Source organism: Pelagibacterium lacus, assembly GCF_003345525.1.
In the GTDB taxonomy this organism is placed as follows: Bacteria; Pseudomonadota; Alphaproteobacteria; order Rhizobiales; family Devosiaceae; genus Pelagibacterium; species Pelagibacterium lacus.
In genome coordinates, this window is record NZ_QQNH01000006.1 from 152,127 (window position 1) to 176,183 (window position 24,057).

Genomic DNA, 24,057 nt, shown 5'->3' on the forward strand with positions numbered 1-24,057 from the left:
TCAGACCGCCCTGCGCTCGGCTGTGACAATTGTGCCTTCGAGCGAATTTTTTGCCCGCCCGACGATCTCCACCGGCAGGATCTGGCCGATCAGGCCGGGGTCGGCGGCGATGTGCACGGGCTGCAGATAGGGCGAGCGCCCGGCCACCTGGCCGGGATTGCGCCCCGGCTTTTCGATCAGCACCGGCAGGACGAGCCCCACGCAGCCGGCGTTGAAGGCCTGCTGGTGCACGGTGATCTCGACCTGCAGCGCCTCGAGCCGCTCGGCCTTCACATGCTCTTCGATCTGATTGTCCATGGTGGCGCCCGGGGTGCCGGGGCGGGTGGAATATTTGAACGAGAAGGCCGAGGCGTAGCCGACTGCTTTCACCATATCGAGGGTAGCCTCGAAATCGGCATCGGTCTCGCCGGGAAAGCCGACGATGAAATCCCCCGACAGCGCCATGTCGGGGCGCGCGGCGCGGATCTTTTCGATCAGTTCGAGATAATGGGCCGCCGTGTGCTTGCGGTTCATGGCCTTCAAAATGGCGTCGGAGCCCGACTGCACCGGCAGGTGCAGATAGGGCATCAGCTTGTCGAGATCGCGATGGGCGGCGATCAGCTCGTCATCCATGTCGCGCGGATGCGAGGTGGTGTAGCGGATGCGCTCTATGCCCTCGATTTCGGCCAGCCTGTGGCACAGGGCCCCCAGGCTCACCGGACGGCCGGCATCGTCGCGCCCGTGATAGGCGTTGACGTTCTGGCCCAGAAGCGTCACCTCCTTCACCCCGCCCTCGGCCAGGGCCCGGGCTTCGGCCAGCACCTGGGCCACCGGGCGCGACACCTCCGTTCCCCGCGTATAGGGCACCACGCAGAAGGAGCAGAACTTGTCGCAGCCTTCCTGCACGGTGAGGAAGGCGGTGAGCCCGCGCGAAATGGTCACCTCGCGCCGGGGCGCGGGCAGATGGGCGAACTTGTCCTCTTCGGGGAATTCGGTGTCGACCACCCGTTCGGTCCCGGCCCGCGCCACCAGCTCGGGCAGGCGGTGATAGGATTGCGGCCCGAACACCAGGTCGACGGCGGGCGCGCGCGCCATGATCTCCTCGCCCTCGGCCTGGGCGACGCAGCCGGCCACCCCGATCAGCATCTTCTTGGCGTCCGGCCCGCGCTCGTCGCGGAAATCGCGGATGCGGCCCAGTTCGGAATAGACCTTTTCCGCCGCCTTTTCGCGGATATGGCAGGTGTTCAGAAGCACCAGGTCGGCCTCGCCCATCTCCTGGGTCGGCTCATAGCCATGCGGCGCCAGCGCGTCGGTCATCCGATCGCTGTCATAGACGTTCATCTGGCAGCCATAGGTCTTGATGAAGACCTTCTTGGCGTTGGGGAGGGTCCGGTTCTCGCTCATGAGGCGCGGTTTACCACTTCCCCCGGCTTTGGCAAAGGGTGTCCGCGATTGAGCGCCCCCAGCATGGAGCGCACCGCGGCCTCGGCCGTCCGGGCCACCCTCTTGCGGTCGCCGGCGCCATCGAGCGGGGCGCCCAGCGCCAGCACCACCTGTTTGGGCCCCGAGGAGAGGATCGCCCCCAGATTGTCGCCCACCCCCATATCCCCGATCCAGGCCACGGTGCGGCGGTCGGCCCGCGACAGGGGCAGGCCGGAGATTTTGGTATAGGCGATGGCGAGGGGCTGCACCGGCACCGCGCCCTCGCCTTCGCCCATGGCATCGCGCGCCGCCCCCAGCAGGGCCGAGCGGAAGGGCAGCACGTGGGTGCCGATATCGGAGGTGCCTTCGGCAAACAGCAGCACCGGCCCGCCCTCGGCGATGCGGGCCCGCATTTCCCGCGCCGTGCGCCCGGCATCGGTGCGCTTGCGGCGGTCGACGAAAATGGTCCTTTGCAGCCGCGCCATGGGGCCGACCAGCGGCCAGCCCGCCACCTCGGACTTGGCGACGAAGCTCACCGGCAGGACGGCGCCGATGGCGACGATATCGAGCCAGCCGATATGGTTGGCGACCAGCAGCACCGGCCCCTTGGCCAGCCTCTCCCCTTCGAGCCGCACCCGCAGGCCGAGCCCCACGGCCAGCAGGCGGTAGAAGGCCAGCGGCAACAGGCGCCAGAGCGGCACGTTCAGCGCCCGCAGCGCCAGTTGCAGCGGCAGGGCGAGGAGGGTGAAGGGCAGGACGACGAGGCCGAGAAAGCAAAGGCGCGCGATCATCGTCGGGCGGTCAGCTCTCCGGATCGGTCAAGGGCACCGCATAGAGCTCGAGCCGGTGGTCGATGAGCTTGTAGCCGAGTTTTTTGGCGATCAGCTCCTGGATGGCCTCGATCTCCTCATTGCGGAATTCGATGACCTTGCCCGAGCGGATATCGATCAGGTGATCGTGGTGCTCGTCGGGGATCTGCTCGAAGCGGGCCCGCCCGTCCTTGAAATCGTGCTTGGTGACCAGCCCCGCCTCCTCGAAGAGGTTGACGGTGCGATAGACCGTCGAGAGCGAGATTTTCGGGTCGATGGCCGAGGCGCGGCGATAGAGCTCTTCCACATCGGGGTGGTCGGTGGCCGCCTCGAGCACGCGGGCGATCACCCGGCGCTGCTCGGTCATGCGCATATTGCGCGCCACGCATTGCTCTTCGAGAGTTGGGTCGACCGACTGGCCTGCCATGGCGCATCTCCATACCGCCGCTTTGCGAAAGCGATCCCGCTTGCGGTTAGCCGATCGCCGCGCGCATGACAAGGGCGGTGGCCGCGCTGCCATCGGGCTTGGGATAATAGCCGCGCCGCCGCCCGATCTCGGCAAAGCCGAAGCGGCGATAGAGCCTTTGCGCCGCCAGATTGGTCTCGTCCACCTCGAGCACCATGGAGGTGACCGGGCTCATGGCCAGGTCGGCGAAGGCCGCTTCGAGCAGCGCCCGTCCCATGCCCTTGCCGCGCAGCCTGGGATCAACGGCGATGGTCAGCAATTCGCATTCCGCGCCGGCGCAGCGCAGCATGGCGAAGCCGGCCAGGGTGCGCCGGGCGTCGACCGCCACATAGGCGGGGGTGGTTTGCGGATCGGCCAGATAGGCCTCGAAATCGGAGGCCGGCCAGCCGCGGAAGAACCCGGCGGCGTGCAGCCGCGCCATGGCGGCGGCGTCCCGCGTCTCGCCCCGCGTCACGTGCCGCCCGGCCGGTGCAAGCCAGTAATTCATTGCCGCGCCACCCCGAACCCGGTCTGCGGCTTGGCGTCGGCGGCCCTTATATAGCTTGGCGCGGGGGGGAAATCCTCCGGCCGCGTCACCCGGGCCGCAAAGCCCGCCATGGCGGCGATGTCGATCACCGGATCGTCGGGGGCACCGCGCCCCGCCCGGGCCAACGCCGCTTCGAGCGCCACCAGTTCAGCCGGTCCGGACGGCACTCCGGGGGCCGAAAAACTCTGGCGATAGGCCTCGCCGCGTTTGGCGTCGACGACGATGTCGCCGGCCCCGCTCCTGCCCAGCGACAGGGCAAGGAACGAGGGGATGCCGATGACGGGAATGTCGAGGGCCAGCCCCAGCCCGCGCGCCGCGGAAAGCCCGATGCGCAGCCCGGTGAACGAGCCCGGCCCGGTCGACACCGCAAGGCGGTCGAGATTGGCATAGGCGAGGCCCTGCCGGGCCAGAAGCGCCGCGATGGCGTCGAAGATCACTTCGGCGTGACCCTTGGCGATGACGCGGATTTCGGTCGCTGTCGCGCCGTCGCCCATGACCAGCGCCAGTTGCAGGCGGTCGCGCGTCGTGTCGATGGCAAGGGTTGCGGGCGTCGTCATTGACGATGCTCTAATCAGAAAACCGATGCGCCGCAAGGGTTTCAGGGCTTGTCGGACGGCTGGTCCCTGTCGGCGGGCTGGTCGGGCTGGTCCTCCTCGGCCATACCCTTGCGGAAGCTCCTGAGCCCCTGGCCCAGATCGCCCATCACCCCGGCGATGCGGCCGGGGCCGAACACCACGAGCACCACGGCGAGGACGATGAGCCAATGGGGAAGGCTGAATGCACCCATGTCGCTGAAAACTCCGAACCCGTCGGCCGGCGCGCGGGGTGCGTGCGGCGGGCGGACCCTTGGGGTCTGCGCCCGGCTCGTGGCGATTGTGGGGCCGAATAGTCGGCACCCCGCGGCCGGTCTGGCGCGCGGGGTCCCGGTTCAAGGCGTGAGGCCTATCTCTGTTATTTCTTTAGATCTGCTGCACCTGTTCCACGCCGGGAACGAAGTGGCGCAAGAGGTTCTCGATGCCCGATTTGAGCGTCGCGGTGGAGGAGGGACAGCCGGCGCAGGCGCCCTGCATGTGCAGGAACACCGTGCCTTCCTTGTAGCCCTTGAAGGTGATGTCGCCGCCATCCATGGCGACGGCGGGGCGCACGCGGGTGGCGAGCAGTTCCTTGATCACCTCGACGGTCTCGGCATCCTCGGTGTCGAAGAATTCATCTCCGCCCGAATCGGTCGCCGTGGCGGCTGCGCCCTCAAGCAGGATCGGCTTGCCGCTCATGAAGTGCTCCATGACCACCCCGAGGATGGCGGGCTTGATATGCGCCCACTCCACGGCGTCGTCCTTGGTCACCGAGACGAAGTCCGCGCCCAGGAAGACGCCGCGCACGCCGTCGATGGAAAACACCGCCGAGGCGAGGGGGGACAGCCGGGCGGTGTCCGCATCGCGGAAGTCGCGGGGTTCGCCGGCCAGCACGTCGCGGCCGGGAAGGAATTTCAGCGTCGCCGGATTCGGCGTCGCTTCGGTCTGAATGAACATGATCGAGCCTCACATCGTGTCGGAATGTTCTTTAGAACCATTCCAAGTTCACACAACATAGGCTCATTGCGGCAATTTGCAAGCGCACAATAGCTAATTACAACGCCTGTGCGCCGAACTTCGACGCTTGTTCGGGGCCGATCAGCAGAGCGCGGCGAGGTCGGCATCGGAGATCGAGCCGGGCACCACGGTCACCGGCACCCGGAAGGCATTGTGCCCGCGGGCCGCGATCTGGGTCACCAGCGGCCCCGGCCCTTCCGAGGAATCAGCCGCCGCCAGCACCAGGATGGCGATGTCGGGGTCCTCGGCCAGAAGCGCCTCGATCACGTCGGTCTTCTTGCCCTCGCGCACCAGTTTCTCGGTCTTTATCGAGCCGAAGGCGGCGATGTTGGCGGCGTGCCGGGCCTGCAGATTCTGGCAGGTTTCATAGGCTTCGGTGCGCATCACCTCCTCGACGCCGAGCCAGTGCTGGAACTGGTCGGGCTCGATGATCGAGAGCAGCACCACGGTGCCGCCGGTGCGGCGCACGCGCAGGGCGGCAAAGGTCACCGCCTTGGCGCATTCGGGCGTATCGTCGACGATGACAAGGAATTTACGCTTGTATTCGTCGTCGATCAAGTCTTTGTTTTCGCTCAAGAAAACCGTCCGTCTGTCGTTGCGGGCAGCCGGTATTTTCGCACGGCCCGCAACTGGGACGCAAGCGTCAGCGAATAAAGCCGACGATATCGTGCACTTCGGTCATGGTGCGGGCGGCGAGTTCGCGGGCCCGGTCGGCCCCCTGGCGCAGGATGGCCTCGATCTCGCCCGGATCGGCCACCAGCCGGCGCATTTCCGCCGCCTGCGGGCCGAGCACCGAGACGGCGAGCTCGGCCAGGGCCGGCTTGAAGGTCCCGAAGCCCTGGCCGCCGAATTCGGCCAGCACCGCCTCCACCGACCGGTCGGACAGCGCCGCGTAGATGCCGACCAGATTGGCGGCTTCGGCCCGGTTTTCCAGGCCCTTGGCCTCCGAGGGGAGGGCGTCGGCGTCGGTCTTGGCCTTCTTGATCTTCCTGGTGATCGTATCGGCATCGTCCATCAGATAGATGGTGGCCATGTCCGAGCCGGACTCCGATTTGCTCATCTTCTTGGTGCCGTCGCGCAGGCTCATCACCCGGGTCGCCGGGCCGGTGATCACCGGTTCGGGCTGGGGGAAGAATTCCTCCCCATACCCGTTGGCGGCGATTGAGGGCGCGAAGTCGTGGTTGAACTTGGCGGCGATGTCACGAGCCAGTTCCAGATGCTGCTTCTGGTCCTCACCCACCGGCACATGAGTGGCCTTGTAAAGGAGGATATCGGCCGCCATCAGCGATGGGTAGGCGAAGAGCCCCAGCGAGACGTTCTCGGAATTCTTGCCCGCCTTGTCCTTGAACTGGGTCATGCGCGCCATCCATCCCATGCGGGCGACGCAGTTGAACACCCAGGCCAGTTCGGCGTGCTCGGCCACCTGGGACTGATTGAAAATGATGTGGTTTTTCGGATCGACCCCGGCCGCGATATAGGCGGCGGCAATCTCATAGGTTCGGCGCCTCAAATCGGCGGGGTCCTGCCAGACGGTGATCGCGTGCATGTCGACGACGCAATAGATGCACTCGTACTGCTGCTGCAGGGGCACGAAGCGGCGGATGGCGCCGAGATAATTGCCCAGATGCAGATCGCCCGAAGGCTTGATGCCGGAAAAGACGCGATTGGTGAAAGCCATGGATGGGACCGTCCCTAAAATGTGCGGGAAATGCTCCAGCGGTTTAGCCGCTTACCCCCGGCGCCGCAAGCGCGCCAGAAGCGGTCCCAGCGGCTGGACGCCGGTGACATGGAGAAGCGCGAAATAGAGCCCCGCTCCGAAGCTGCAGAGGGCCAGCAGCAGCAGCGCCTGCAGCGCAAAGCCGGCGCCCGGGGCAAAGATCGGCGCGGCCCAGCCGGCCAGGAGCCACAGCAAGGCCGCCATGACGAGGGCGATGGCCGAGGTCCCTGCCAGCCTGGCGATTTCGCTCCCCTGCATGCGGAAATGGCCACGCCGGGCAAGCAATAGCGCGAGCAGCACCACATTGACCCAGGCGGCGACCGAGGTGGCGAGCGCGATGCCGATATGTTCGAGCGAGGGGAACAGGGCCAGCGAAACGGCGATATTGACCACCAGCGACACCCCGGCGATCACGGTCGGGGTCTTGGTATCCTTGCGCGAGAAAAAGCCCGGCTGCAGGACACGCACGAGGACGAAGGCCGGCAGCCCGATGGCAAAGCCCATCAGCGCCTCGGAGACCGCGATGGTCGCCGCAGCGTCGAAGGCGCCGCGCTCGAACAGCACGCGCACGATGGGCACGGCCAGCGCGACCAGCGCGGTGGCGGCGGGGAGGGTGAGGGTCATCGAGAGCAGCAGGGCCTGGCTCTGGCTGGCCCGGGCCTCGACGTCGCGTCCGGCCGAGAGGTGGCGCGAGAGTTCGGGCAGCAGCACGGTGCCGATGGCGATGCCGATGATGCCCAGGGGAAGCTGGTAGAGCCGGTCGGCATTGGCGATGATGGCGATGGCGGCGTCGGCCTGACTGGCGATCACCGTGCCCACGAAGACGTTGATCTGCACGATTCCCCCCGCCGCGATGGCCGGCAGCGCCAGGAGCCAGAAGCGCTTGACGTCCGCATTGTAGCGCGGCCAGGAGAGGGCCGGGGCGAAGCCGGCCCGGTGGATGGCGCCCCAGACCAGCGCCAGTTGCGCCACGCCCCCCGCCATGGCGGCGATGCCCAGCCAGAAGGCGACATCGGCGGGGTTCTCGATGGTGAGGATGGCCAGCGGCACCAGCACGGCGATGTTGACGAGGTTGAGCAGCACCGGGGCGAAGGCGGCGGCGAAGAACCTGCCCAGGGAATTGAGGATCGCGCCATAGGCCGCCATCAGCGACATGCAGGCGAGATAGGGGAACATGATGCGCGAGAGGAAGACGGTGAGGTCGAATTTTTCCGCGTCGCCCACGAAGCCCGGGACGAACACGGTCATCAGCGGCTCCATGAAGAGCTCGGCGAGGAGGGTGACGACGAGGATGGCGGCGACCAGCCAGCTCATGATGCGCCCGGCCAGGCGCTTGGCCGCTTCGGGCCCCTCGGTTTCCAGCGCGCCCGAGAACATGGGGACGAAGGCGGTGTTGAAGGCCCCTTCGGCGAACAGCCGCCGGAACAGATTGGGGAAGCGGAAGGCGGCCTGGAAGGCGTCGGCGGCCGGTCCGATGCCGAGCACGGCGGCAATCAGCGCGTCGCGGATGAAGCCGAAAATGCGCGAGACGAGCGTCAGCCCGCCCACCGACAGCGTGTTGCGGAAAAGACTCATGGGCGGGACGGACGGCTCACGCCGAGGCCTTTTCGCGGCGGGCCGGGGAGAAAACCGCGGTCAGCGCGTCGCGGATGCGCTTCTGGCGCGGTTTCGAGGTGATCTTTCCCCCCGCCAGATCGGTGACATAGAACACGTCGACGGCCTTTTCCCCGTAGGTGCCGATATGGGCCGAACCGATGGTGAGGTTGAGGTCGGCCAGGGCGCGGGTGAGGTGGTAGAGCAGGCCCGTGCGGTCGAGCCCGGAAATCTCGATCACCGTGAACTTGCTGGACAGGGCGTTGGAGATGATGATCTCGGTGGGCACCGAAAAGGGCTTGAGCCGCCGGTTGTGCCGCGAATCGACGCCCAGATCGGCCGGGAGATATCGCCGTCCCTCGAGCAGGGACCGCACCGTATCGGTGATGCGGGAGGCGCGCACCTTCTCGTCCTCGTCCGAGGTGAAGGCCCGGCGCAGGCGGAAGGTGTCGAGGGCGTGGCCGTCGCGGGTGTTGAACACCTGAGCGCCGATAATCGAGGCATCGGCCATGGTGCACGCCCCGGCGATCAGCGAGAGCAGTCGCGGGTGGTCGGGGGTGTAGAAGGTGACCTCGGTGATCCCCTCGAAGGCCTTGATGGTGGTCGACCCGGCAAAAGCGGAGCGTTTCGCTTCGGCGGCGTCGATCATGCGGGCATGGGCCAGTTGCAGCTCGGGCTCGGCGCGCAGCCAGTAGTTGGAGAAGTGGCGCTCGATATAGGCGTCGAGCCTGGGCGCTCCCCAATCGGCGAGGCCGGATCGCAGCGCGTCCTGCGCCTCGGCGATGCGGTCGCGCTGGGAGACCTGGGAATGGCCGCCCGACAAGAGCGGCTCGGTGGCATAATAGAGCGCGCGCAGCAGCGAGCCCTTCCAGCCCGTCCAGGTGCCCGGCCCCACGGCGCGGATATCGCAGGCGGTGAGGATCATCAGCATGGTGAGGCGCTGCGGGCTGTGGACGATGGCGGCGAAATTGCGCGCCGTCTCGGGGTCCTGGATGTCGCGCGACTGGGCGATCTCGCTCATCACCAGATGGTGGCGCACCAGCCAGACGACGGTGTCGGTCTCGGCCGCGGACAGTCCGAGACGCGGACAGAACCGACGCGCAATAGTCGCCCCCGCCTCGGAATGGTCGTCGGGCCGCCCCTTGGCGATGTCGTGCAGGAACAGGGCGACATAGAGCAGGCGCACATCGGAGAGATGGGGCAGCAATTCATGGGTGAGGGGCAGTTCGGCCGTCAGCTCGCCATTGGCGATGTCGGCCATCACCCCCACGGCGCGGATCAGGTGCTCGTCCACCGTATAATGGTGGTACATGTTGAACTGCATCAGGGCGACGATCTTGCCGAATTCGGGCACGAACTTGCCCAGCACCCCGGATTCGTTCATGCGGCGCAGGATGCGCTCGACCGATTTGGGGCTGGTCAGGATGTCGAGGAAATAGGCATTGGCGCGGGGATCGTTGCGCAGGGCCTTGTCGATCAGCCGCATGGAGCGGGTCAGGAGCTTGAGCGCATCGGGGTGGAACATCACCCCCTCGCGGCCGGCTACCCAGAAGATCTTGATGATGTTGACCGGATCGCGTTGGAAGGCCTCCGCATCGGCGACGGTCAGCCGCCCGTGCTCGAGGACGAAATCGGGCTCGCCGCGAATCTGGCGGCGCGTCCGGCGGAAGCCCGCCAGGGCCTTGCCATAGCTGTCCACCGTCTTGGCGTGGGCGAATTCGAGGCTGGTGCAGAAGATACGGGTCAGGTCCCCCACATCCTTGGCGACGAGGAAATAGCGCTTCATGAAGCGCTCGACCCCCAGCATGCCGGCCCGGTTGTTGTAACCCAGCCGCTCGGCCATGTCCTGCTGCACCTCGAAGGCCAGCCGGTCGTCGGCTCGCCCGACCAGGAAATGGAGGTTGCAGCGCACCGCCCAGAGGAAATCCTCGGCGCGCTGGAAGGCGCGGTATTCGGTCTTCGAGAACACCCCCTTCTCGATCAGTTCGGCCGGGGTCTGGACGCGGTAGAAATACTTGCCGATCCAGTAGAGCGTATTGAGGTCGCGCAGCCCGCCCTTGCCATCCTTGACATTGGGTTCGACCACATAGCGGGTATTGCCCTGGGCGTCGTGGCGGGCATCGCGCTCGGCCATCTTGGCGGCGATGAACTGGGGGCCGGTGCGCTCGACGATCTCGGTCTCGAAGCGGGTGCGCATCTGGTCGAACAAGACCCGGTCTCCGACCAGGAACCGGCTTTCCAGCGTCGCGGTCCGCACGGTCATGTCGGACTTGGCCATGCGGATGGAATCCTCGACCGAGCGCACGGCGTGGCCGACCTTCTGGCCCAGATCCCACAGCATATAGAGCACATATTCGGTGACGCTCTCCCCCCAGGGGGTCTGCTTGCGCGGCAGGATGAACAGGAGATCGATATCGGAGCCCGGCGCCAGCGTGCCGCGGCCATAGCCGCCCACGGCGGCGATGGCGAGGGTCTCGCCCTCGATAGCGGCATCGCGGGGAAAGACATGGCGGGTGGCCCACAAATGCACTGCCCGGATGATCTCGTCCTGGGCGCTGGCAAGCGCCTGGGCGCAGCGCGTGCCCTTATGGGTCTCGATCAGCTCGCGCTCGGCCGATTTGCGCGCCGTCTTGAGCGCACCGCGTATGGTGGCCAGCAGGAGGGCCCGCGCCTCGGGGCCAGCCGGCGATCCGGTCCCGATCGCTTCGCGCACCTGGGCGACCAGCGCCTCGGCATCGGGCTGGGCAGCCTTTCTGCGCGCAATCGGTTCAATGGTCGCCGTCGGCATGGGCAGCCTTCTTGAGTTCATAGATCCAGTCGAGCGCAGCCCGGGGCGTAAGGTCGTCGGGCCGCACGGCCTCGACCATAGCGGCAACGGGGTTATCACGAGGTTGCGGCGGCGGCGAGGCCGGGGCTGGCATATGGGCAAACAGCGGCAGATCCGCAAGGGCCGAGCCGGGATTGGACTGGCCCTGCGCCTCCAGGAGGTCGAGGACCTGGCGAGCGCGGGCAATGACCGGGGCGGGAAGCCCGGCCAGCCTGGCCACCTGGATGCCATAGGAGCGGTCGGCGGCCCCCGGCACGACCTCGTGGAGGAAGATGACATCACCCCGGTATTCGCGGACGCTCATGGTGTGGTTCGAAACGCGGGCCAGCGGGCCGGCCAGGGCGGTCAGCTCGTGATAATGGGTGGCGAACAGGGCGCGGCAGCCGGTCGTCTCGTGCAGGGTCTCGACACAGGCCCAGGCGATGGACAGCCCGTCATAGGTCGCCGTGCCCCGGCCGATCTCGTCGAGGATGACCAGGGATTGGCGCGAGGCGCGGTTGAGGATGGCGGCGGTCTCGACCATCTCGACCATGAAGGTCGAGCGGCCCTGCGCGATATCGTCGGAGGCGCCCACCCGGGAGAACACCCGGTCCACCACCCCGATATGGGCCGCGACGGCCGGCACGAAGCCGCCCATCTGCGCCATGATGGCGATCAGCGCGTTCTGGCGCAGAAAGGTCGACTTACCGCCCATATTGGGGCCGGTCACCAGCCAGAGCTGGCCGCCATCTCCGGTCTCGGGGGCCGAAAGGGTGCAGTCATTGGCGACGAAGGATTTCCCGCCGGCCTGCAGGGTCTTTTCCACCACAGGATGGCGGCCGCCCTCTATGGCGAAGGCCAGCGACTGGTCGACCACCGGGCGGGCATAGCCTCGTTCGGCAGCCAGGGTCGCCAGCGCGGCGGCGACGTCGAGCCCGGCCATGGCGTCGGCGGCGGCGACGAGGGCCCGGCTCTCGCGCAGCACCGCGTCGCGCAGCCGGGCGAAGATCGCCGTCTCGATCTCGACGGCGGTTTCCTGGGCGCGGGCGATGCGGCCCTCGAGTTCGGCCAGTTCCCCGGTGGTAAACCGCATGGCATTGGCGAGGGTCTGGCGGTGAATGAAGCGCTCATGCTCGAGCAGCTTATTCCCATGGGAGGCGGGAACCTCGACGAAAAAGCCCAGCACATTGTTGTGCTTGATCTTGAGCGCCTTGACGCCGGTCAAATCGACCAGCTCGGCCTGCAACTCGGCGACCACCTTGCGGCTTTCGCTGCCCAGCCGGCGCTGGGTGTCGAGCTCGGCCTCATAGCCGGCGGCAACGAAGCCGCCATCGCGGGCCAGCAGCGGCGGCTCCTCGACCAGCGCCACCGCGAATTCGTCGGCCAGGATCTGCGGCGCGCGTTCGAGCCCGGCGGCGATATCCTTGAGGCCCTCGGGGCAATCGGGGAAGGTCGCGAGGGTGGCGGCCAGCGCCCGGGCCTGCACGATCCCTCTGCCGATGGCGGCGAGGTCGCGCGGACCGCCGCGCTCCAGGGTCAGGCGGGTCAGGGCGCGGGCCATGTCGGGGGCGGAACGCAGCGCCTTGCGGATGGAATCGGTCTCGATGGAGCGCTCGAGCAGGGCGGAAACGGTGTCGAGCCGGGCATTGATCGCGGCCGGGTCGTTGAGGGGGGCGGCGAGGCGGGCGGCAAAGAGGCGCGCCCCGGCCCCGGTCATGGTGAGGTCGATGGTGGACCGGAGCGAGCCGCGGCTCTCGCCGCGCTGGGTGACCAGCAATTCGAGCGAGGCGCGGGTCGCCGCGTCGATCTGCATATGGGCCGAGAGCGCTTCGAGCCGGGGGGGCCGCAGGGAGACCGAAATCCCCTTCTGGGTATCGGCCACATAGGCGATCAGCGCCCCCAGCGCCGCCCGCGCCGTGCGGGAAAAGGCGGTGGGGTCGACATCGCCGCGGAAGGTTTCGCGCAGCAGCCCCGCGCCGGCTTCGCTGTCGAACAGGCTATGGGGAAGGCGGCTGATCGTCGCCAGCCGCTCGGCGGAAAGGGCGCGAGTTTCCAGAAACTGGTCGGCGAGCCGGTCAGAAACCGCCAGTTCGGCGGGATCGATGCGGGCGATCTCGTCGGCGAGGATATCCGCGGAAATATCTGCGACTAGCAGGTCGCCGGTGGAGATATCGGCCCAGGCGAGGGCGAAGCCGTCGCCATCGGCCCCCAGCCGGGCGAGGCAGGCAAGAAAATTATTGCCCCTGGCCGGCAGCAGATCGTCCTCGGTGAGCGTGCCGGGGGTCACCAGCCGCACCACGTCGCGCTTGACCACCGATTTCGAGCCGCGCTTTTTCGCTTCGGCCGGGTCCTCGACCTGCTCGCATACGGCCACCCGATGGCCCAGCCCGATCAGTTTGCGCAGATAATCCTGGGCGGCATGGATCGGCACCCCGCACATGGGGATGTCCTCGCCCATATGCCGGCCGCGCTTGGTGAGGGTGATGCCCAGCGCCGCCGAGGCGATCTCGGCGTCCTCGAAGAACAATTCATAGAAATCGCCCATGCGGTAGAACAGCAGATAGCCGGGATTGACCGCCTTGATCTCGAAGAACTGGGCCATCATCGGCGTCATGCCCTGGGTGTCGGGCACGGCATACGGGGCCTGGGATGCTGTCTGGGTCATCTAGGTCGAGAAAACTTCTGCCAAAGCCTTGAAAATCATGGCACATGCTAAGGGAAATCCCCGGCGATTCCAACCGGTCATGCCAACCGCTCATGCAATGTGGGGATGGCGTATGCCGGTGACCCGCTCGATGCGCTGCCGATAGGCTTTCGGCGCGGCGGCGAGGGGGGCGGCGACCAATACATCGGTGGTGCCGAAAGCGTGGTCGATGAAGGCTTCGCTCGAGAACCGCGCATTGAGGCGCAGATAGCCACGCACCAGAGGCGGCATGGCGCGCAAAGCCGCATGGCGGTCGATGGACGTCCTGGGCAGGATGTCCATCGCCACACCGGCTCCGCCGCGCACCGGAACCGACCAGTCCGGTCCGGCGGCGGCGAAATGGCGCAGATAGGAAAGGGCGAGGGCGTGCCGGCGTGGATCGGTGCCGGCAAAACTCGCCGCCCCGATATAGGCGTCGATGCCATGGCGCGCGGCATAGGCCCACAGCCCGCACCATAGCGCCTCTATGGTGCGCATGGAGCGATAGGCCGGGGCGACGCAGGACCGCCCCACCTCGCAGAAGCGCATATGCCTGTGGCGGGCGAACAGCGCGTCCAGCGCGAATTCACCATCGGCGTAATAGCCCAGGCCGGGGGCCGGCTCGCGCATCACCCGATAGGTGCCCACGATGGCCGGGGATTCGTCGGGAGTTTCCGCCGCGCTGTCGATGACGATCACATGCTCGCAAAACCCGTCGAAGCGGTCGGCCTCGATATGAGCATCGTGATCCATCCAGGGAGCGTCGGCGCCGCGCTCGCGGTAAAACACCTCATAGCGCAGGCGCCAGGCCGCGTGACGCTCGGCGGCCGTCCGGGCGAGCCGCACCTCGAACTGGCCCAGCCGCGCCAGGGGCGCGGGAGCATCGGGGATGCGGGCTGACAAAAGGGCCGGGGTCTGGATCATGGCATGGTGTTTACCCCAGTTGGTCGGGCGTGGGAATGTTTTCGCGCTGCGAGGCCGGGTCGAGCCGGCTTGACGCGGCCGGCAAAGCGGGAGATGATTTACGTACCTCAAAGATCGATGGAGGCGTGGACTTGCAGATTCCCGGCCGGGTAACGGTGCGCGATCTGGCGCAGGCGGCGGGCGTGTCGCTGGCGACGGTGGATCGCGTGCTCAATGGCCGCCCCGGGGTGCGGCCGGCCACCATCGCAAAGGTCGAGGCGGCCATCGCGCGCCTGGGGTTCAGGCGCGATCTCACCGCCTCCATGCTGGCGCGGGCGCGTGATATCGGCCTTGCGGTCATCATCCCCGAGGGCAGCAACCAGTTCATGAACCGATTGGCCGAAGCGGCGCAGGCGGTCGGCCAGCAGGTGCGCGGCGAAAGGCTGCGGCTCGATCTCCTGCGCATAAGGGCCCTCGACCCAGGGGCGCTGGCCGGGGCGCTCGACGGGCTTTCGCCGGACATCCACGACTGCGCGGCGATCATCGCCATCGACATGGCGGAGGTGCACGCCGCCGTCGAGCGGGCCATAGGGCGGGGGATCAGGATCATCACTCTGGTTTCCGACCTGCCCCACTCGGCGCGGCATGGCTTTGTCGGCATCGACAATGTGGCGGCGGGCCGCACGGCCGCGTCGCTCATGGGGCGCTTCTGCCGCATGGGCAAGGTGGGGCTGGTGGCCGGGTCTCTGGACCTGCGCGACCACGCTGAGCGCATCGCCGGCTTTCGCGCCGTGGCCGACGCCGAATATCCCCGGCTCGAGATCGTGGGACCAGTGGAGGGCCAGGACGCCTTCACCGCCACCTATGAAAAGACCCTCGCCCTTCTCCGGACCCATCCCGGCCTTATGGGAGTGTACAATGTCGGCGCCGGCAATGCGGGCATGCTGACGGCGCTCGCCGAAATGGGGATGAACCACACCGTGGCGGTGATCGCCCACGAACTGACCGGGCCGACCCGGGCCGGCCTCGCCTCGGGCGCGGTCGACGCGGTGATCGACCAGGGCCCGGAAGCGGAAATCCGCGCCGTCTGCGCCATGGCGCGGCGGCTGGTGCTGGGAGCCGACGCGGCGCCGCCCGAACGCCCGTTGGAGATCAGGATCTTTTTGCGCGACAATCTGCCCTAGCGGCACGCGCCACCCAAAAGGACAGGATTTGCATGCATTATTTTGAGGTACGCACATCAAACTTTGCCGGAAGCGCGACGGGATGACCTATCTCGGCATCGATATCGGCACCTCGGGGATCAAGGCCGTGCTGATCGACGCGGCGGGACAGGCGTTGACCGAAGCGCGCGCGCCGCTCACCCTTTCGCGCCCCAAGCCGGGGTTTTCCGAGCAAGACCCGGCCGATTGGTGGACTGGTGTGCTGCATGTGCTCGATGCGATACGCGACAGCCATCCCGAGTTGATGGCGCGCGTCGAGGGGATCGGCCTTTCGGGGCAGATGCACGGGGCGGTGCTGCTCGATGCCAGCGACGCGGTCATCCGCCCGGCCATTCTGTGGAACGACGTCCGCGCCGCGGCGGAATGCCGGGAGATGGAAGAGCGCCTGCCCGACCTGCGCCGCATCGCCGGCAATATCGCCATGCCCGGCTTCACCGCGCCGAAAATCCTCTGGCTGCAAAAGCACGAACCGGAAAACCATGCGAGGATCGCCAAGGTCTTGTTGCCCAAGGACTATATCCGGCTGTTGCTGACCGGCGAGCATGTGTCGGACATGTCGGACGCCTCGGGAACCCTGTGGCTCGATGTCGCGCACCGGCGCTGGTCCGAGGCGCTTCTGGCGGTGACCGGGCTCACCGCCGACGCCATGCCGGATCTCGTCGAAGGCAGCGCGGTCTCCGGGCGGCTCAAGGAGGCGCTGTGCCGGCGCTGGGGCATCGCCCATGCTCCGGTGGTCGCCGGGGGCGGGGGCGACAACGCCGCCTCGGCCTGCGGCATCGGCGCGGTGGAGCCGGGCACCGGCTTTGTCTCCCTTGGCACGTCGGGGGTGCTGTTCGTGTCCAACGAACGCTTCTCGCCCAATACCGAAGGGGCCGTGCACGCCTTCTGCCACGCCATCCCCGACACCTGGCACCAGATGGGAGTGTTCCTCTCGGCCACCGACAGTCTCAACTGGTTCGCAAGGCTGGTGGGCCAGGACGCGGCGCATCTTTCGCAGACCGTGGCCGAGGGGTTCACGGGCCCGGGGACGGAAATCTTCCTTCCCTATCTTTCCGGCGAGCGCACCCCGCACAACAATGCCGAAGCGCGGGGGTCGTTTGTCGGCCTCTCCCATCTTTCCGACCCCCGCGCCATGGGGCAGGCGGTGATGGAGGGGGTGGCCTTCGCGGTGCGCGATTGCCAGCGGGTCCTCGTCGAAGCGGGAACGACCATCGACACGCTGATGGCGGTGGGCGGGGGGTCGAAATCAGAGCTGTGGCTGGAGATGATCGCCACGGTGCTCGACATGGCGATCGCGGTGCCCGAGGACGGCGATTTCGGCGGCGCGTTCGGCGCGGCGCGGCTGGGGCTGATTGCCGCCACCGGGGCCGATCCGAAATCGGTCTGCACCCGGCCCAAAATCAGCAGGACCATCACGCCAAGGGCGGAATTCAAATCCGCCTATGACGATCAGTATCAGCGCTATCGCGCGCTCTATCGGGGAATCGAGGAGGCCCGTTCGCAAGCATGAGTGATTTTTTCAAGGGCCTGGATAAGGTCCGCTATGAAGGGCCCGACAGCACCAATCCACTGGCCTTCCGCCATTACGATCCCGACGCCATCGTTTTGGGCAAGCGCATGGATGATCATTTGCGCTTTGCCGTCGCCTATTGGCATTCCTTTGCCTGGGAAGGCGGCGACCCGTTCGGCGGACGCACGTTCGAGCGCCCCTGGTTCGATGGCGGGATGGACGCGGCCCGGCAGAAGGCCGATGCGGCGTTCGATCTCTTCACCCTGCTGGGCGTGCCGTATTTCTGCTTCCATGACGCCGATGTGCGGCCGGAGGGCGAAAGCTATGCCGAAAGCACCAGGCGGCTCGGTGCCTTGGCCGACATCTTCGAGACGAAGATGGCCGAGACGGGCGTCAAACTGCTCTGGGGCACGGCCAATCTCTTTTCCAACCGGCGCTTCATGGCCGGCGCGGCCACCAATCCCGACCCCGAAATCTTCGCCTATGCGGCGGCGACCATCAAGGCGAACATGGACGTCACCCACCGGCTGGGCGGGGAGAACTACGTGCTGTGGGGCGGGCGCGAGGGCTATGAAACCCTGCTCAACACCAATCTCGGCCAGGAGATGGACCAGATGGCGCGCATGCTCGCCATGGTGATCGACTACAAGCACAAGATCGGGTTCAAGGGCACCATCCTGGTCGAGCCCAAGCCGCAGGAACCCACCAAGCACCAATATGACTACGACGTGGCGACGGTTTACGGCTTTCTCAAAAAATACGGGCTCGAACAGGAGGTGAAGGTCAATATCGAGGTGGGGCATGCCATTCTGGCCGGACACACCTTCGAGCACGAAGTGGCCATGGCGGCCGCTCATGGCATTCTGGGCTCCATCGACATGAACCGCAACGACATGCAATCGGGCTGGGACACCGACCAGTTCCCCAACAATGCGCCCGAGGTGGCGCTGGCCTACTACCACATCCTCAAGGCCGGAGGTTTTACAACCGGCGGCACCAATTTCGACGCCAAGCTACGGCGCCAGTCGATCGACCCCGAGGATCTGCTGCACGGCCATATCGGCGGGATGGACATCTGCGCCCGTGGCCTCAAGGCGGCGGCGGCGATCATCGAGGACGGAACCTATGAGCGCCTGCTCGCCGAACGCTATGCCGGCTGGGACGGTGCTGAAGCACAGGCCATGCTCAGGGGCGAACGCACGCTGGAGGAGATCGCGGCGCGGGTGGAGCGGGAGGCGCTCGACCCGCAACCCCGCTCCGGACGCCAGGAATATCTGGAAAACCTGATCAACCGCTTCGTGTGATCGGCGCCGGTTCAGAGCGCGGCTGGTTTCACGTGAATCCAGCCGCACCGTATCGGAATATTGCCCCGCTCAGGCGGTGCGGAGCTCGACCTCGATATTGCCCTTGGTGGCGTGGGAATAGGGGCACACGATATGGGCCGCGTCCATCACGCCCTTGAGGGCCTCGGCCTCCATGCCCGGCGCATCGGCGGTGAGGATGACCTTGAGGCCGAAACCCTGGCCATCATCGCGCTTGCCGAAGCCCACCTGGGCGTTGACCGTCGTCTCGGCCGGCAGGTCGACCTTGTCACGCTTGGCGGCAAAGCGCATGGCGCCGAGAAAGCACGCAGCATAGCCGGTGGCGAAAAGCTGTTCGGGATTGGTGCCCGCGCCCCCGGACCCGCCCATTTCCTTGGGCGTCGAGAGCCTGACATCCACCTTGCCGTCATCGGTTCTGGACTGTCCGTCCTCGCGGCCCCCGCCACTGGCCGTTGCGTGCGCGGTGTAGAGAATCTCCATGATGAACTCCCGTAGAGTGAACGATTGGCTGCAGCGAGATCGAAAAAAAGCCGCCGGCTTTTAGGCTTCGATCTCACCGTCAACGCGAAAGGTCCCGGCCCGGTTCGCATCGGGCATCGGCCCCCTATCCCATATACAGATTTTCCATGCGTTGCGCATCATTGGCCTCGAAGCGGTGGTCGGCGGGCGGATGGGCGCGCTGGCCGCATTCGCGGCGGGGGCAGATGCGGCAGCCCACCCCGATGGGCACGGCGCCACCGGGCCCTTGCAGATCGATGCCATCGGCATAGACCAGCCCCTGGGCGTGGTTGATGTGGCACCCCAGCCCGATGGAGATGTGGCGGCGCGGCGCGTTATAGGCGTGGGTGCCCTTGGCGATGGCCTTGGCGATGCAGAAATAGCGCTGGCCATCGGGCATCTGGGAGAGCTGGATATTGATCTGACCGGAATTGAGAAAGGCCGAATAGACGTTCCAGCGCGGGCAGGCGCCGGAATGGCGCGGAATGTGGATGCCCGAGAGGGAGAACCGTTTCGAGATGTTTCCGGCGATATCGGTGCGCACCAGATGCAGGGGAATCCCGCTCATGCCCGGGCGCTGGAGCGTCGTCATGCGGTGGGCGACCTGCTCGAAGCTCATGCGGAACCGCCGCCCGATGCGCTCGATATCGTAGCGGGTGTCGCGGCAGGCCCTGAAAAACGGCTCATAAGGCATGATCAGCGCCGCGGCGGTATAGGACGCCAGCACATTACGGGCGAGGCCGGTCGAATCGGGCTGCGGCATGGTGCTGGCCTCGATCAGCCGGGTGATCTCCGGGTCAGCGACCAGAAGCGCCAGATGCTGGGCGATGGCGAACAGCGCGGATTCGGGTTCGAGCGTGTCGGAAATGGCCAGCACCTGCCCATTGTCCTCTAGCCGGCGCACCACCCCATGGGGCAGGGAGGCGAGGCGGGTCTCCATGCCGAAGACATTGAACAGATAGTCCCGCAGCCCGGATTCGACATCCTCCTCGCGGGCGTCGATGTCGAGCCGCACCCGCTCGGCGGCCGCTTCGAGAGTGGGGAAATGATTGGCGCTTTCCTGCAGGAAATCAGAGACCGCCTCGCTGACCACATTGTGCCCGGTGGCGGGCACCTCGGTTCCCGGGCCGGCGCGGCGCCCCTCGAGATGGCGGAACTGGTCGAACAGCTTGAGGACGGCCCGGCCAACCGCCGGGTGCTGGGTGGCAAGATCGCGGATATCGGTATTGGTGAGATCGGAATCGACAAAAATGTCGTCGCCGAACATCTCCATGAGGTCTCCGGCCAACCTTCCGTCGTCGCTTTCCGCCAGCTCCCCCGCCTCGACGCCGAAATAGCCGGCGATGCGGAACAGGAGCGGCACGGTGATGCGACGGCGATTGTGCTCGATAAGGTTGAGATAGGAGGCGGAGATCTCCAGCGCCTCCGCCAGTTGCGCCTGGCTGATCTTCTTGTTGCGCCGCAACCGCCTGACGCGGCCGCCGATCTGCAACTGGTCCTGTTCCATCGGGCTCCTCCACCCTCGTCTTGGGGCCGAACTGTACACGCTTTACAGAATTTCAGCCGATTCTTTTCAGCGCTTTACACACTAACGCGCTGATTTCATTTCTAATCTTGCCTTTGCGCAGCTTCTTGTCAATTCTTTACCTACAACCTGACAGGAGACAGGCCATGAGCACCCCGATCGACACCACCAGCGAAGACTTCATCACCATCATCGCACCGTCGATGGCGGAGGTGATGGCCAGCTACAAGGCGCAGCGGCTCGCCGAGCGCCAGTATTCCATCGTCCACCGCGCCGGAAAGCACAGCTTCACCATGGCGGACGGCGAGCCCCTGTTCGAGGGCACCCCCATGATCGCCGCCACCTTCGCCCGACGCGGCTGAGCCAATCCAGATTTCCAAGGAGGACTATTTTATGCTCGACAAATCATCCGAACCGCAGAGCTTTGCCGCTCCCGACTGGGCGCCGGACCGCTGGACGCATATCCGGCGCGACTATACGCCCGACGACGTCGCGCGGCTGGCCGGTTCGCTGCCCATCCGGCACACGCTGGCCGAGAACGGCGCCAGGCGGCTGTGGGAATTGCTGCATCGGGAAGACTACCTGCCGACGCTCGGCACCTTCACCGGCAACCAGGCGGTCCAGCAGGTCAAGGCCGGGCTGAAGGCCATCTATCTCTCCGGCTGGCAGGTGGCGGCGGATGCCAACAGCTCGGGCAATATGTATCCTGACCAGTCGCTCTATCCGGTCGATTCCGTTCCCGCCGTCGTCAAGCGCATCAACAAGGCGCTGCAACGGGCCGACCAGATCCAGACCATGGAGCGGTTCGAGGGCGCGTCCGACGCCGATATCGACTATTTCGTCCCCATCATCGCCGATGCGGAAGCCGGGTTCGGCGGGGCGCTCAACGTGTTCGAACTGATGAAGGCGATGATCGAGGCCGGCGCGGCGGCCGTCCATTTCGAGGACCAGTTGGCCAGCGAGAAGAAATGCGGGCATCTGGGCGGCAAGGTGCTGGTGCCGACCCGCAGCTTCATCCGCACCCTCAACGCCGCGCGGCTGGCCGCCGACGTCCTGGGCGTGCCGACCCTGATCATGGCCCGCACTGACGCCGAGGCGGCCCAGTTGATCACCTCCGACGTCGACGAGTATGACGCGCCCTTCATCACCGGCGAGCGCACCGAAGAGGGCTTTTATCGCCTCCGTGGCGGGTTCGAGGCGGCGATCGCGCGCGGGCTGGCCTATGCGCCCTATGCCGATCTCATCTGGTGCGAGACCTCGACCCCCAGCCTTGAGGACGCCCGCCGGTTCGCCGAGGCGATCCGCAAGCAATATCCCGAGCAGATGCTGGCCTATAATTGCTCGCCCTCGTTCAACTGGGCCAAATATATGGGTGAGGCCGAGATGGCCGCCTTCCAGCGCGAGCTGGGCGCCATGGGCTACAAATACCAGTTCATCACCCTGGCGGGCTTCCACAACCTTTCGCTCACCACCTTCAACCTGGCGCGGGGCTACAAGGAGCGCGGCATGGCCGCCTATTCCGAGCTGCAGCAGGCTGAATTCGCGGCGGAATCCAGCGGATTTTCGGCAACCCGGCACCAGCGCGAAGTGGGCACCTCCTATTTCGATGCCGTCGCCACCGCGGTGAGCGGGGGAACCAGCTCGACCACCGCCATGGCCGGTTCGACCGAAACGGCCCAGTTCCACTGATAGCGGACAAGCCGGGGAAGGCGACGCCAAACGGTTTTCCCCGGCTTTTTGATTCACGTGAAGCATTTTCCGCCCCTCGGGGCCGCGGCGCCACCGCTCTCGGCGCCGTGCCGCTTCACGTGAATCATCCCCCGGGCTTTTGTCGGGCGGGGAATTGGTATAGTCAGGCGCGGCTTCATGACCATTTGCCGGAGACCAGACGCGTGAGCGCTTCCGCCCCCACGGGTTACCAGACCCGCCGCACCTTTGCGATCATCTCGCACCCGGACGCCGGCAAGACGACGCTGACCGAAAAGCTGCTGCTCAATTCGGGCGCCATCCATCTGGCCGGCGAGGTCAAGGAACGCGGCGAGCGCCGCCGCACCCGTTCGGACTGGATGGAGATCGAGCAGAAGCGCGGCATTTCCATCACCTCCTCGGTGATGACCTTCGAGCATGACGGGCTGACCCTCAACCTGCTCGACACCCCGGGTCACGCCGACTTTTCCGAAGACACCTACCGCACGCTGACGGCGGTGGATTCGGCGATCATGGTGCTCGACGCGGCCAAGGGCATCGAGGCGCAGACGCGCAAGCTGTTCGAAGTGTGCCGGATGCGCGACATTCCCATCATCACCTTCGTCAACAAGATCGACCGCGAGGCGCGCGACACCCTGGAAATCCTCGACGAGATCATGGAGACCCTGGCGCTCGACACCGTGCCCATGATGTGGCCGGTGGGGGCGGGTGTGGATTTTTCCGGCATGATCGATCTCGAACGGGGCCGCTTCGTCGCCCCGGACGGCCAGCCCGAAGCCCAGGCGCCCGGCGTGGACGCCATCGCCTCCCGCTACGCCAATTCGCAGAACCGGCAGATCGCCCTCGCCATGGAAGGGCTGGAACTGGCCAGCGGTTCATTGCCGCAATTCGACCGGGCCGCTTATGAGGAGGGCACGCTCACCCCGGTCTATTTCGGCTCGGCGCTCAAGTCGATCGGGGTGCGCGAACTGCTCGAGGCGGTGTGCCGCTTCGCGCCGCCGCCCCGCATCCAGCCCGCCGCGCCCACGCCGGTCGATCCGGGCGACCCTGCCTGCACCGGCTTCGTCTTCAAGGTGCAGGCCAATATGGACCCCAATCACCGCGACCGGGTGGCCTTTGTCCGGGTGGCGTCGGGCACCCTCAAGCGCGGCATGCGGCTCAAGAACGTGCGGTCGGGCAAGGACCTCAAGGTCGCCAACCCCATGTTCTTTTTCGCCCGCGAGCGCGAACTGGCCGACGAGGCGGTGGCCGGCGACGTGGTCGGCATCCCCAATCACGGCACGCTCTCGGTCGGCGACACGCTGACCGACGGGGCGGACGTGACGGTGACCGGGATCCCCAATTTCGCCCCCGAATTGCTGCGGCGGGTGCACCTGTCGGATGCCTCCAAGACCAAGCAATTGGCCAAGGCGCTCAACGATCTGGCCGAGGAGGGCGTGGTGCAGGTGTTCAAGCCCACCCTGGGCGCCGGCTATTATGTCGGCGCGGTGGGCCCCTTGCAGCTCGAAGTGCTGACCAGCCGCGCCCAGGCCGAATACGGGGTGCAGATCCGCATCGAGCCGGCGCAATATGTGACGGCGCGCTGGGTCAAGGTGAAGGACAAGACCCAGTTCGAGAAATTCTCGGCCATCCATCGGCTCAACGTCGCCGAGGACCGCTATGGCGATCCGGTCTTTCTCGCCCCCAGCCAGTGGGAAATCGACCGCTGCGCCAAGGACTATCCCGAGCTGACCTTCCTTGCCACCAAGGACCGCGGCATCACGGCATAGCCCGGCGATC

General features: G+C 66.5%; 21 protein-coding genes. 6 read left to right on the plus strand and 15 right to left on the minus strand.

The genetic code is table 11. The features are described 5' to 3' along the window. The 13 genes from miaB to DVH29_RS06760 all read right to left on the minus strand — a co-directional run bounded on the left by miaB (window position 1) and on the right by DVH29_RS06760 (window position 14,514). Window positions 1–1,383, minus strand: coding sequence for a tRNA (N6-isopentenyl adenosine(37)-C2)-methylthiotransferase MiaB (gene miaB, locus DVH29_RS06700; protein WP_114645391.1), 1,383 nt, complete (start codon window positions 1,381–1,383; stop codon window positions 1–3). After that, window positions 1,380–2,192, minus strand: coding sequence for a lysophospholipid acyltransferase family protein (locus DVH29_RS06705; RefSeq protein WP_114645392.1), 813 nt, complete (start codon window positions 2,190–2,192; stop codon window positions 1,380–1,382). The genes miaB and DVH29_RS06705 overlap by 4 nt, the downstream gene beginning before the upstream one ends. 10 nt (window positions 2,193–2,202) lie before the next feature. After that, entirely contained in the window at window positions 2,203–2,637 is a 435-nt protein-coding gene (locus DVH29_RS06710) for a Fur family transcriptional regulator (protein ID WP_114645393.1), read from the minus strand. 46 nt (window positions 2,638–2,683) lie between these two features. Next, window positions 2,684–3,163: a ribosomal protein S18-alanine N-acetyltransferase gene (rimI, locus tag DVH29_RS06715; RefSeq protein ID WP_114645394.1), complete on the minus strand. Its 480-nt coding sequence runs from the start codon at window positions 3,161–3,163 to the stop codon at window positions 2,684–2,686. Then, a complete protein-coding gene (tsaB, locus tag DVH29_RS06720; protein ID WP_114645395.1) occupies window positions 3,160–3,759 on the minus strand; it encodes a tRNA (adenosine(37)-N6)-threonylcarbamoyltransferase complex dimerization subunit type 1 TsaB in 600 nt (199 codons plus the stop codon). The genes rimI and tsaB overlap by 4 nt, the downstream gene beginning before the upstream one ends. A gap of 41 nt (window positions 3,760–3,800) precedes the next feature. Next, on the minus strand, window positions 3,801–3,989 hold the full coding sequence (gene tatA, locus DVH29_RS06725; protein WP_114645396.1) for a twin-arginine translocase TatA/TatE family subunit: 189 nt from the start codon (window positions 3,987–3,989) through the stop codon (window positions 3,801–3,803). A 172-nt stretch (window positions 3,990–4,161) separates the two neighbouring features. Next, window positions 4,162–4,731, minus strand: a complete 570-nt coding sequence (locus tag DVH29_RS06730) for a NifU family protein (protein WP_114645397.1) — start codon at window positions 4,729–4,731, stop codon at window positions 4,162–4,164. A 141-nt stretch (window positions 4,732–4,872) separates the two neighbouring features. After that, window positions 4,873–5,367, minus strand: coding sequence for a universal stress protein (locus DVH29_RS06735; RefSeq protein WP_114645398.1), 495 nt, complete (start codon window positions 5,365–5,367; stop codon window positions 4,873–4,875). A gap of 67 nt (window positions 5,368–5,434) precedes the next feature. Further along, the gene (trpS, locus tag DVH29_RS06740; protein WP_114645399.1) at window positions 5,435–6,469 is read right to left on the minus strand and encodes a tryptophan--tRNA ligase; all 1,035 of its coding nucleotides are present in this window, start codon (window positions 6,467–6,469) and stop codon (window positions 5,435–5,437) included. A gap of 51 nt (window positions 6,470–6,520) precedes the next feature. Further along, window positions 6,521–8,083 (minus strand): murein biosynthesis integral membrane protein MurJ, encoded by a 1,563-nt coding sequence (gene murJ / locus DVH29_RS06745; protein WP_114645400.1) that lies wholly within the window; start codon window positions 8,081–8,083, stop codon window positions 6,521–6,523. 16 nt (window positions 8,084–8,099) lie between these two features. After that, window positions 8,100–10,889 (minus strand): [protein-PII] uridylyltransferase, encoded by a 2,790-nt coding sequence (locus DVH29_RS06750; protein WP_114645401.1) that lies wholly within the window; start codon window positions 10,887–10,889, stop codon window positions 8,100–8,102. Then, window positions 10,870–13,572, minus strand: a complete 2,703-nt coding sequence (gene mutS / locus DVH29_RS06755) for a DNA mismatch repair protein MutS (RefSeq protein ID WP_114645402.1) — start codon at window positions 13,570–13,572, stop codon at window positions 10,870–10,872. Before mutS ends, DVH29_RS06750 begins: the two co-directional genes overlap by 20 nt. 90 nt (window positions 13,573–13,662) lie before the next feature. Further along, window positions 13,663–14,514 (minus strand): GNAT family N-acetyltransferase, encoded by an 852-nt coding sequence (locus DVH29_RS06760; RefSeq protein WP_114645403.1) that lies wholly within the window; start codon window positions 14,512–14,514, stop codon window positions 13,663–13,665. A gap of 131 nt (window positions 14,515–14,645) precedes the next feature. Here DVH29_RS06760 and DVH29_RS06765 point away from each other — a divergent pair, with 131 nt between their 5' ends. From DVH29_RS06765 to xylA, 3 genes are all read left to right on the plus strand, one after another. Next, window positions 14,646–15,677 carry a LacI family DNA-binding transcriptional regulator gene (locus tag DVH29_RS06765; protein ID WP_158541589.1) on the plus strand — a complete coding sequence of 344 codons (1,032 nt, stop codon included), beginning with the start codon at window positions 14,646–14,648 and terminating at the stop codon, window positions 15,675–15,677. An 82-nt stretch (window positions 15,678–15,759) separates the two neighbouring features. Next, window positions 15,760–17,226, plus strand: a complete 1,467-nt coding sequence (gene xylB, locus DVH29_RS06770) for a xylulokinase (protein WP_114645405.1) — start codon at window positions 15,760–15,762, stop codon at window positions 17,224–17,226. Continuing rightward, a complete protein-coding gene (gene xylA / locus DVH29_RS06775) occupies window positions 17,223–18,530 on the plus strand; it encodes a xylose isomerase (RefSeq protein ID WP_114645406.1) in 1,308 nt (435 codons plus the stop codon). The genes xylB and xylA overlap by 4 nt, the downstream gene beginning before the upstream one ends. A 69-nt stretch (window positions 18,531–18,599) precedes the next feature. Here the strand turns inward: xylA and DVH29_RS06780 are convergent, their stop codons facing one another. Both DVH29_RS06780 and DVH29_RS06785 read right to left on the minus strand, forming a co-directional pair. After that, window positions 18,600–19,028, minus strand: coding sequence for an organic hydroperoxide resistance protein (locus DVH29_RS06780; RefSeq protein ID WP_114645407.1), 429 nt, complete (start codon window positions 19,026–19,028; stop codon window positions 18,600–18,602). A gap of 124 nt (window positions 19,029–19,152) precedes the next feature. Further along, window positions 19,153–20,553: a helix-turn-helix domain-containing protein gene (locus DVH29_RS06785; RefSeq protein WP_114645408.1), complete on the minus strand. Its 1,401-nt coding sequence runs from the start codon at window positions 20,551–20,553 to the stop codon at window positions 19,153–19,155. Between the two features lie 164 nt (window positions 20,554–20,717). On the opposite strand from DVH29_RS06785, the gene DVH29_RS06790 reads away from it, so the two are divergent. The 3 genes from DVH29_RS06790 (at window position 20,718) to DVH29_RS06800 (ending at window position 24,047) form a co-directional block, all read left to right on the plus strand. Beyond that, complete coding sequence (locus tag DVH29_RS06790) at window positions 20,718–20,933, plus strand: hypothetical protein (protein WP_114645409.1); 216 nt, start codon at window positions 20,718–20,720, stop codon at window positions 20,931–20,933. Between the two features lie 31 nt (window positions 20,934–20,964). Further along, window positions 20,965–22,260: an isocitrate lyase gene (gene aceA, locus DVH29_RS06795; protein ID WP_114645410.1), complete on the plus strand. Its 1,296-nt coding sequence runs from the start codon at window positions 20,965–20,967 to the stop codon at window positions 22,258–22,260. Window positions 22,261–22,463: 203 nt separating this feature from the next. Continuing rightward, window positions 22,464–24,047, plus strand: coding sequence for a peptide chain release factor 3 (locus tag DVH29_RS06800; protein ID WP_114645411.1), 1,584 nt, complete (start codon window positions 22,464–22,466; stop codon window positions 24,045–24,047). The last annotated feature ends 10 nt before the right edge of the window (window positions 24,048–24,057 follow it).

Bases quoted from the DNA above. Each gene is read 5' to 3' on its own strand.
- miaB (WP_114645391.1), bottom strand. From the start codon at position 1,383: ATGAGCGAGAACCGGACCCTCCCCAACGCCAAGAAGGTCTTCATCAAG.
- DVH29_RS06705 (WP_114645392.1), bottom strand. From the start codon at position 2,192: ATGATCGCGCGCCTTTGCTTTCTCGGCCTCGTCGTCCTGCCCTTCACC.
- DVH29_RS06710 (WP_114645393.1), bottom strand. From the start codon at position 2,637: ATGGCAGGCCAGTCGGTCGACCCAACTCTCGAAGAGCAATGCGTGGCG.
- rimI (WP_114645394.1), bottom strand. From the start codon at position 3,163: ATGAATTACTGGCTTGCACCGGCCGGGCGGCACGTGACGCGGGGCGAG.
- tsaB (WP_114645395.1), bottom strand. From the start codon at position 3,759: ATGACGACGCCCGCAACCCTTGCCATCGACACGACGCGCGACCGCCTG.
- tatA (WP_114645396.1), bottom strand. From the start codon at position 3,989: ATGGGTGCATTCAGCCTTCCCCATTGGCTCATCGTCCTCGCCGTGGTG.
- DVH29_RS06730 (WP_114645397.1), bottom strand. From the start codon at position 4,731: ATGTTCATTCAGACCGAAGCGACGCCGAATCCGGCGACGCTGAAATTC.
- trpS (WP_114645399.1), bottom strand. From the start codon at position 6,469: ATGGCTTTCACCAATCGCGTCTTTTCCGGCATCAAGCCTTCGGGCGAT.
- murJ (WP_114645400.1), bottom strand. From the start codon at position 8,083: ATGAGTCTTTTCCGCAACACGCTGTCGGTGGGCGGGCTGACGCTCGTC.
- DVH29_RS06750 (WP_114645401.1), bottom strand. From the start codon at position 10,889: ATGCCGACGGCGACCATTGAACCGATTGCGCGCAGAAAGGCTGCCCAG.
- mutS (WP_114645402.1), bottom strand. From the start codon at position 13,572: ATGACCCAGACAGCATCCCAGGCCCCGTATGCCGTGCCCGACACCCAG.
- DVH29_RS06760 (WP_114645403.1), bottom strand. From the start codon at position 14,514: ATGATCCAGACCCCGGCCCTTTTGTCAGCCCGCATCCCCGATGCTCCC.
- xylB (WP_114645405.1), top strand. From the start codon at position 15,760: ATGACCTATCTCGGCATCGATATCGGCACCTCGGGGATCAAGGCCGTG.
- xylA (WP_114645406.1), top strand. From the start codon at position 17,223: ATGAGTGATTTTTTCAAGGGCCTGGATAAGGTCCGCTATGAAGGGCCC.
- DVH29_RS06780 (WP_114645407.1), bottom strand. From the start codon at position 19,028: ATGGAGATTCTCTACACCGCGCACGCAACGGCCAGTGGCGGGGGCCGC.
- DVH29_RS06785 (WP_114645408.1), bottom strand. From the start codon at position 20,553: ATGGAACAGGACCAGTTGCAGATCGGCGGCCGCGTCAGGCGGTTGCGG.
- DVH29_RS06790 (WP_114645409.1), top strand. From the start codon at position 20,718: ATGAGCACCCCGATCGACACCACCAGCGAAGACTTCATCACCATCATC.
- aceA (WP_114645410.1), top strand. From the start codon at position 20,965: ATGCTCGACAAATCATCCGAACCGCAGAGCTTTGCCGCTCCCGACTGG.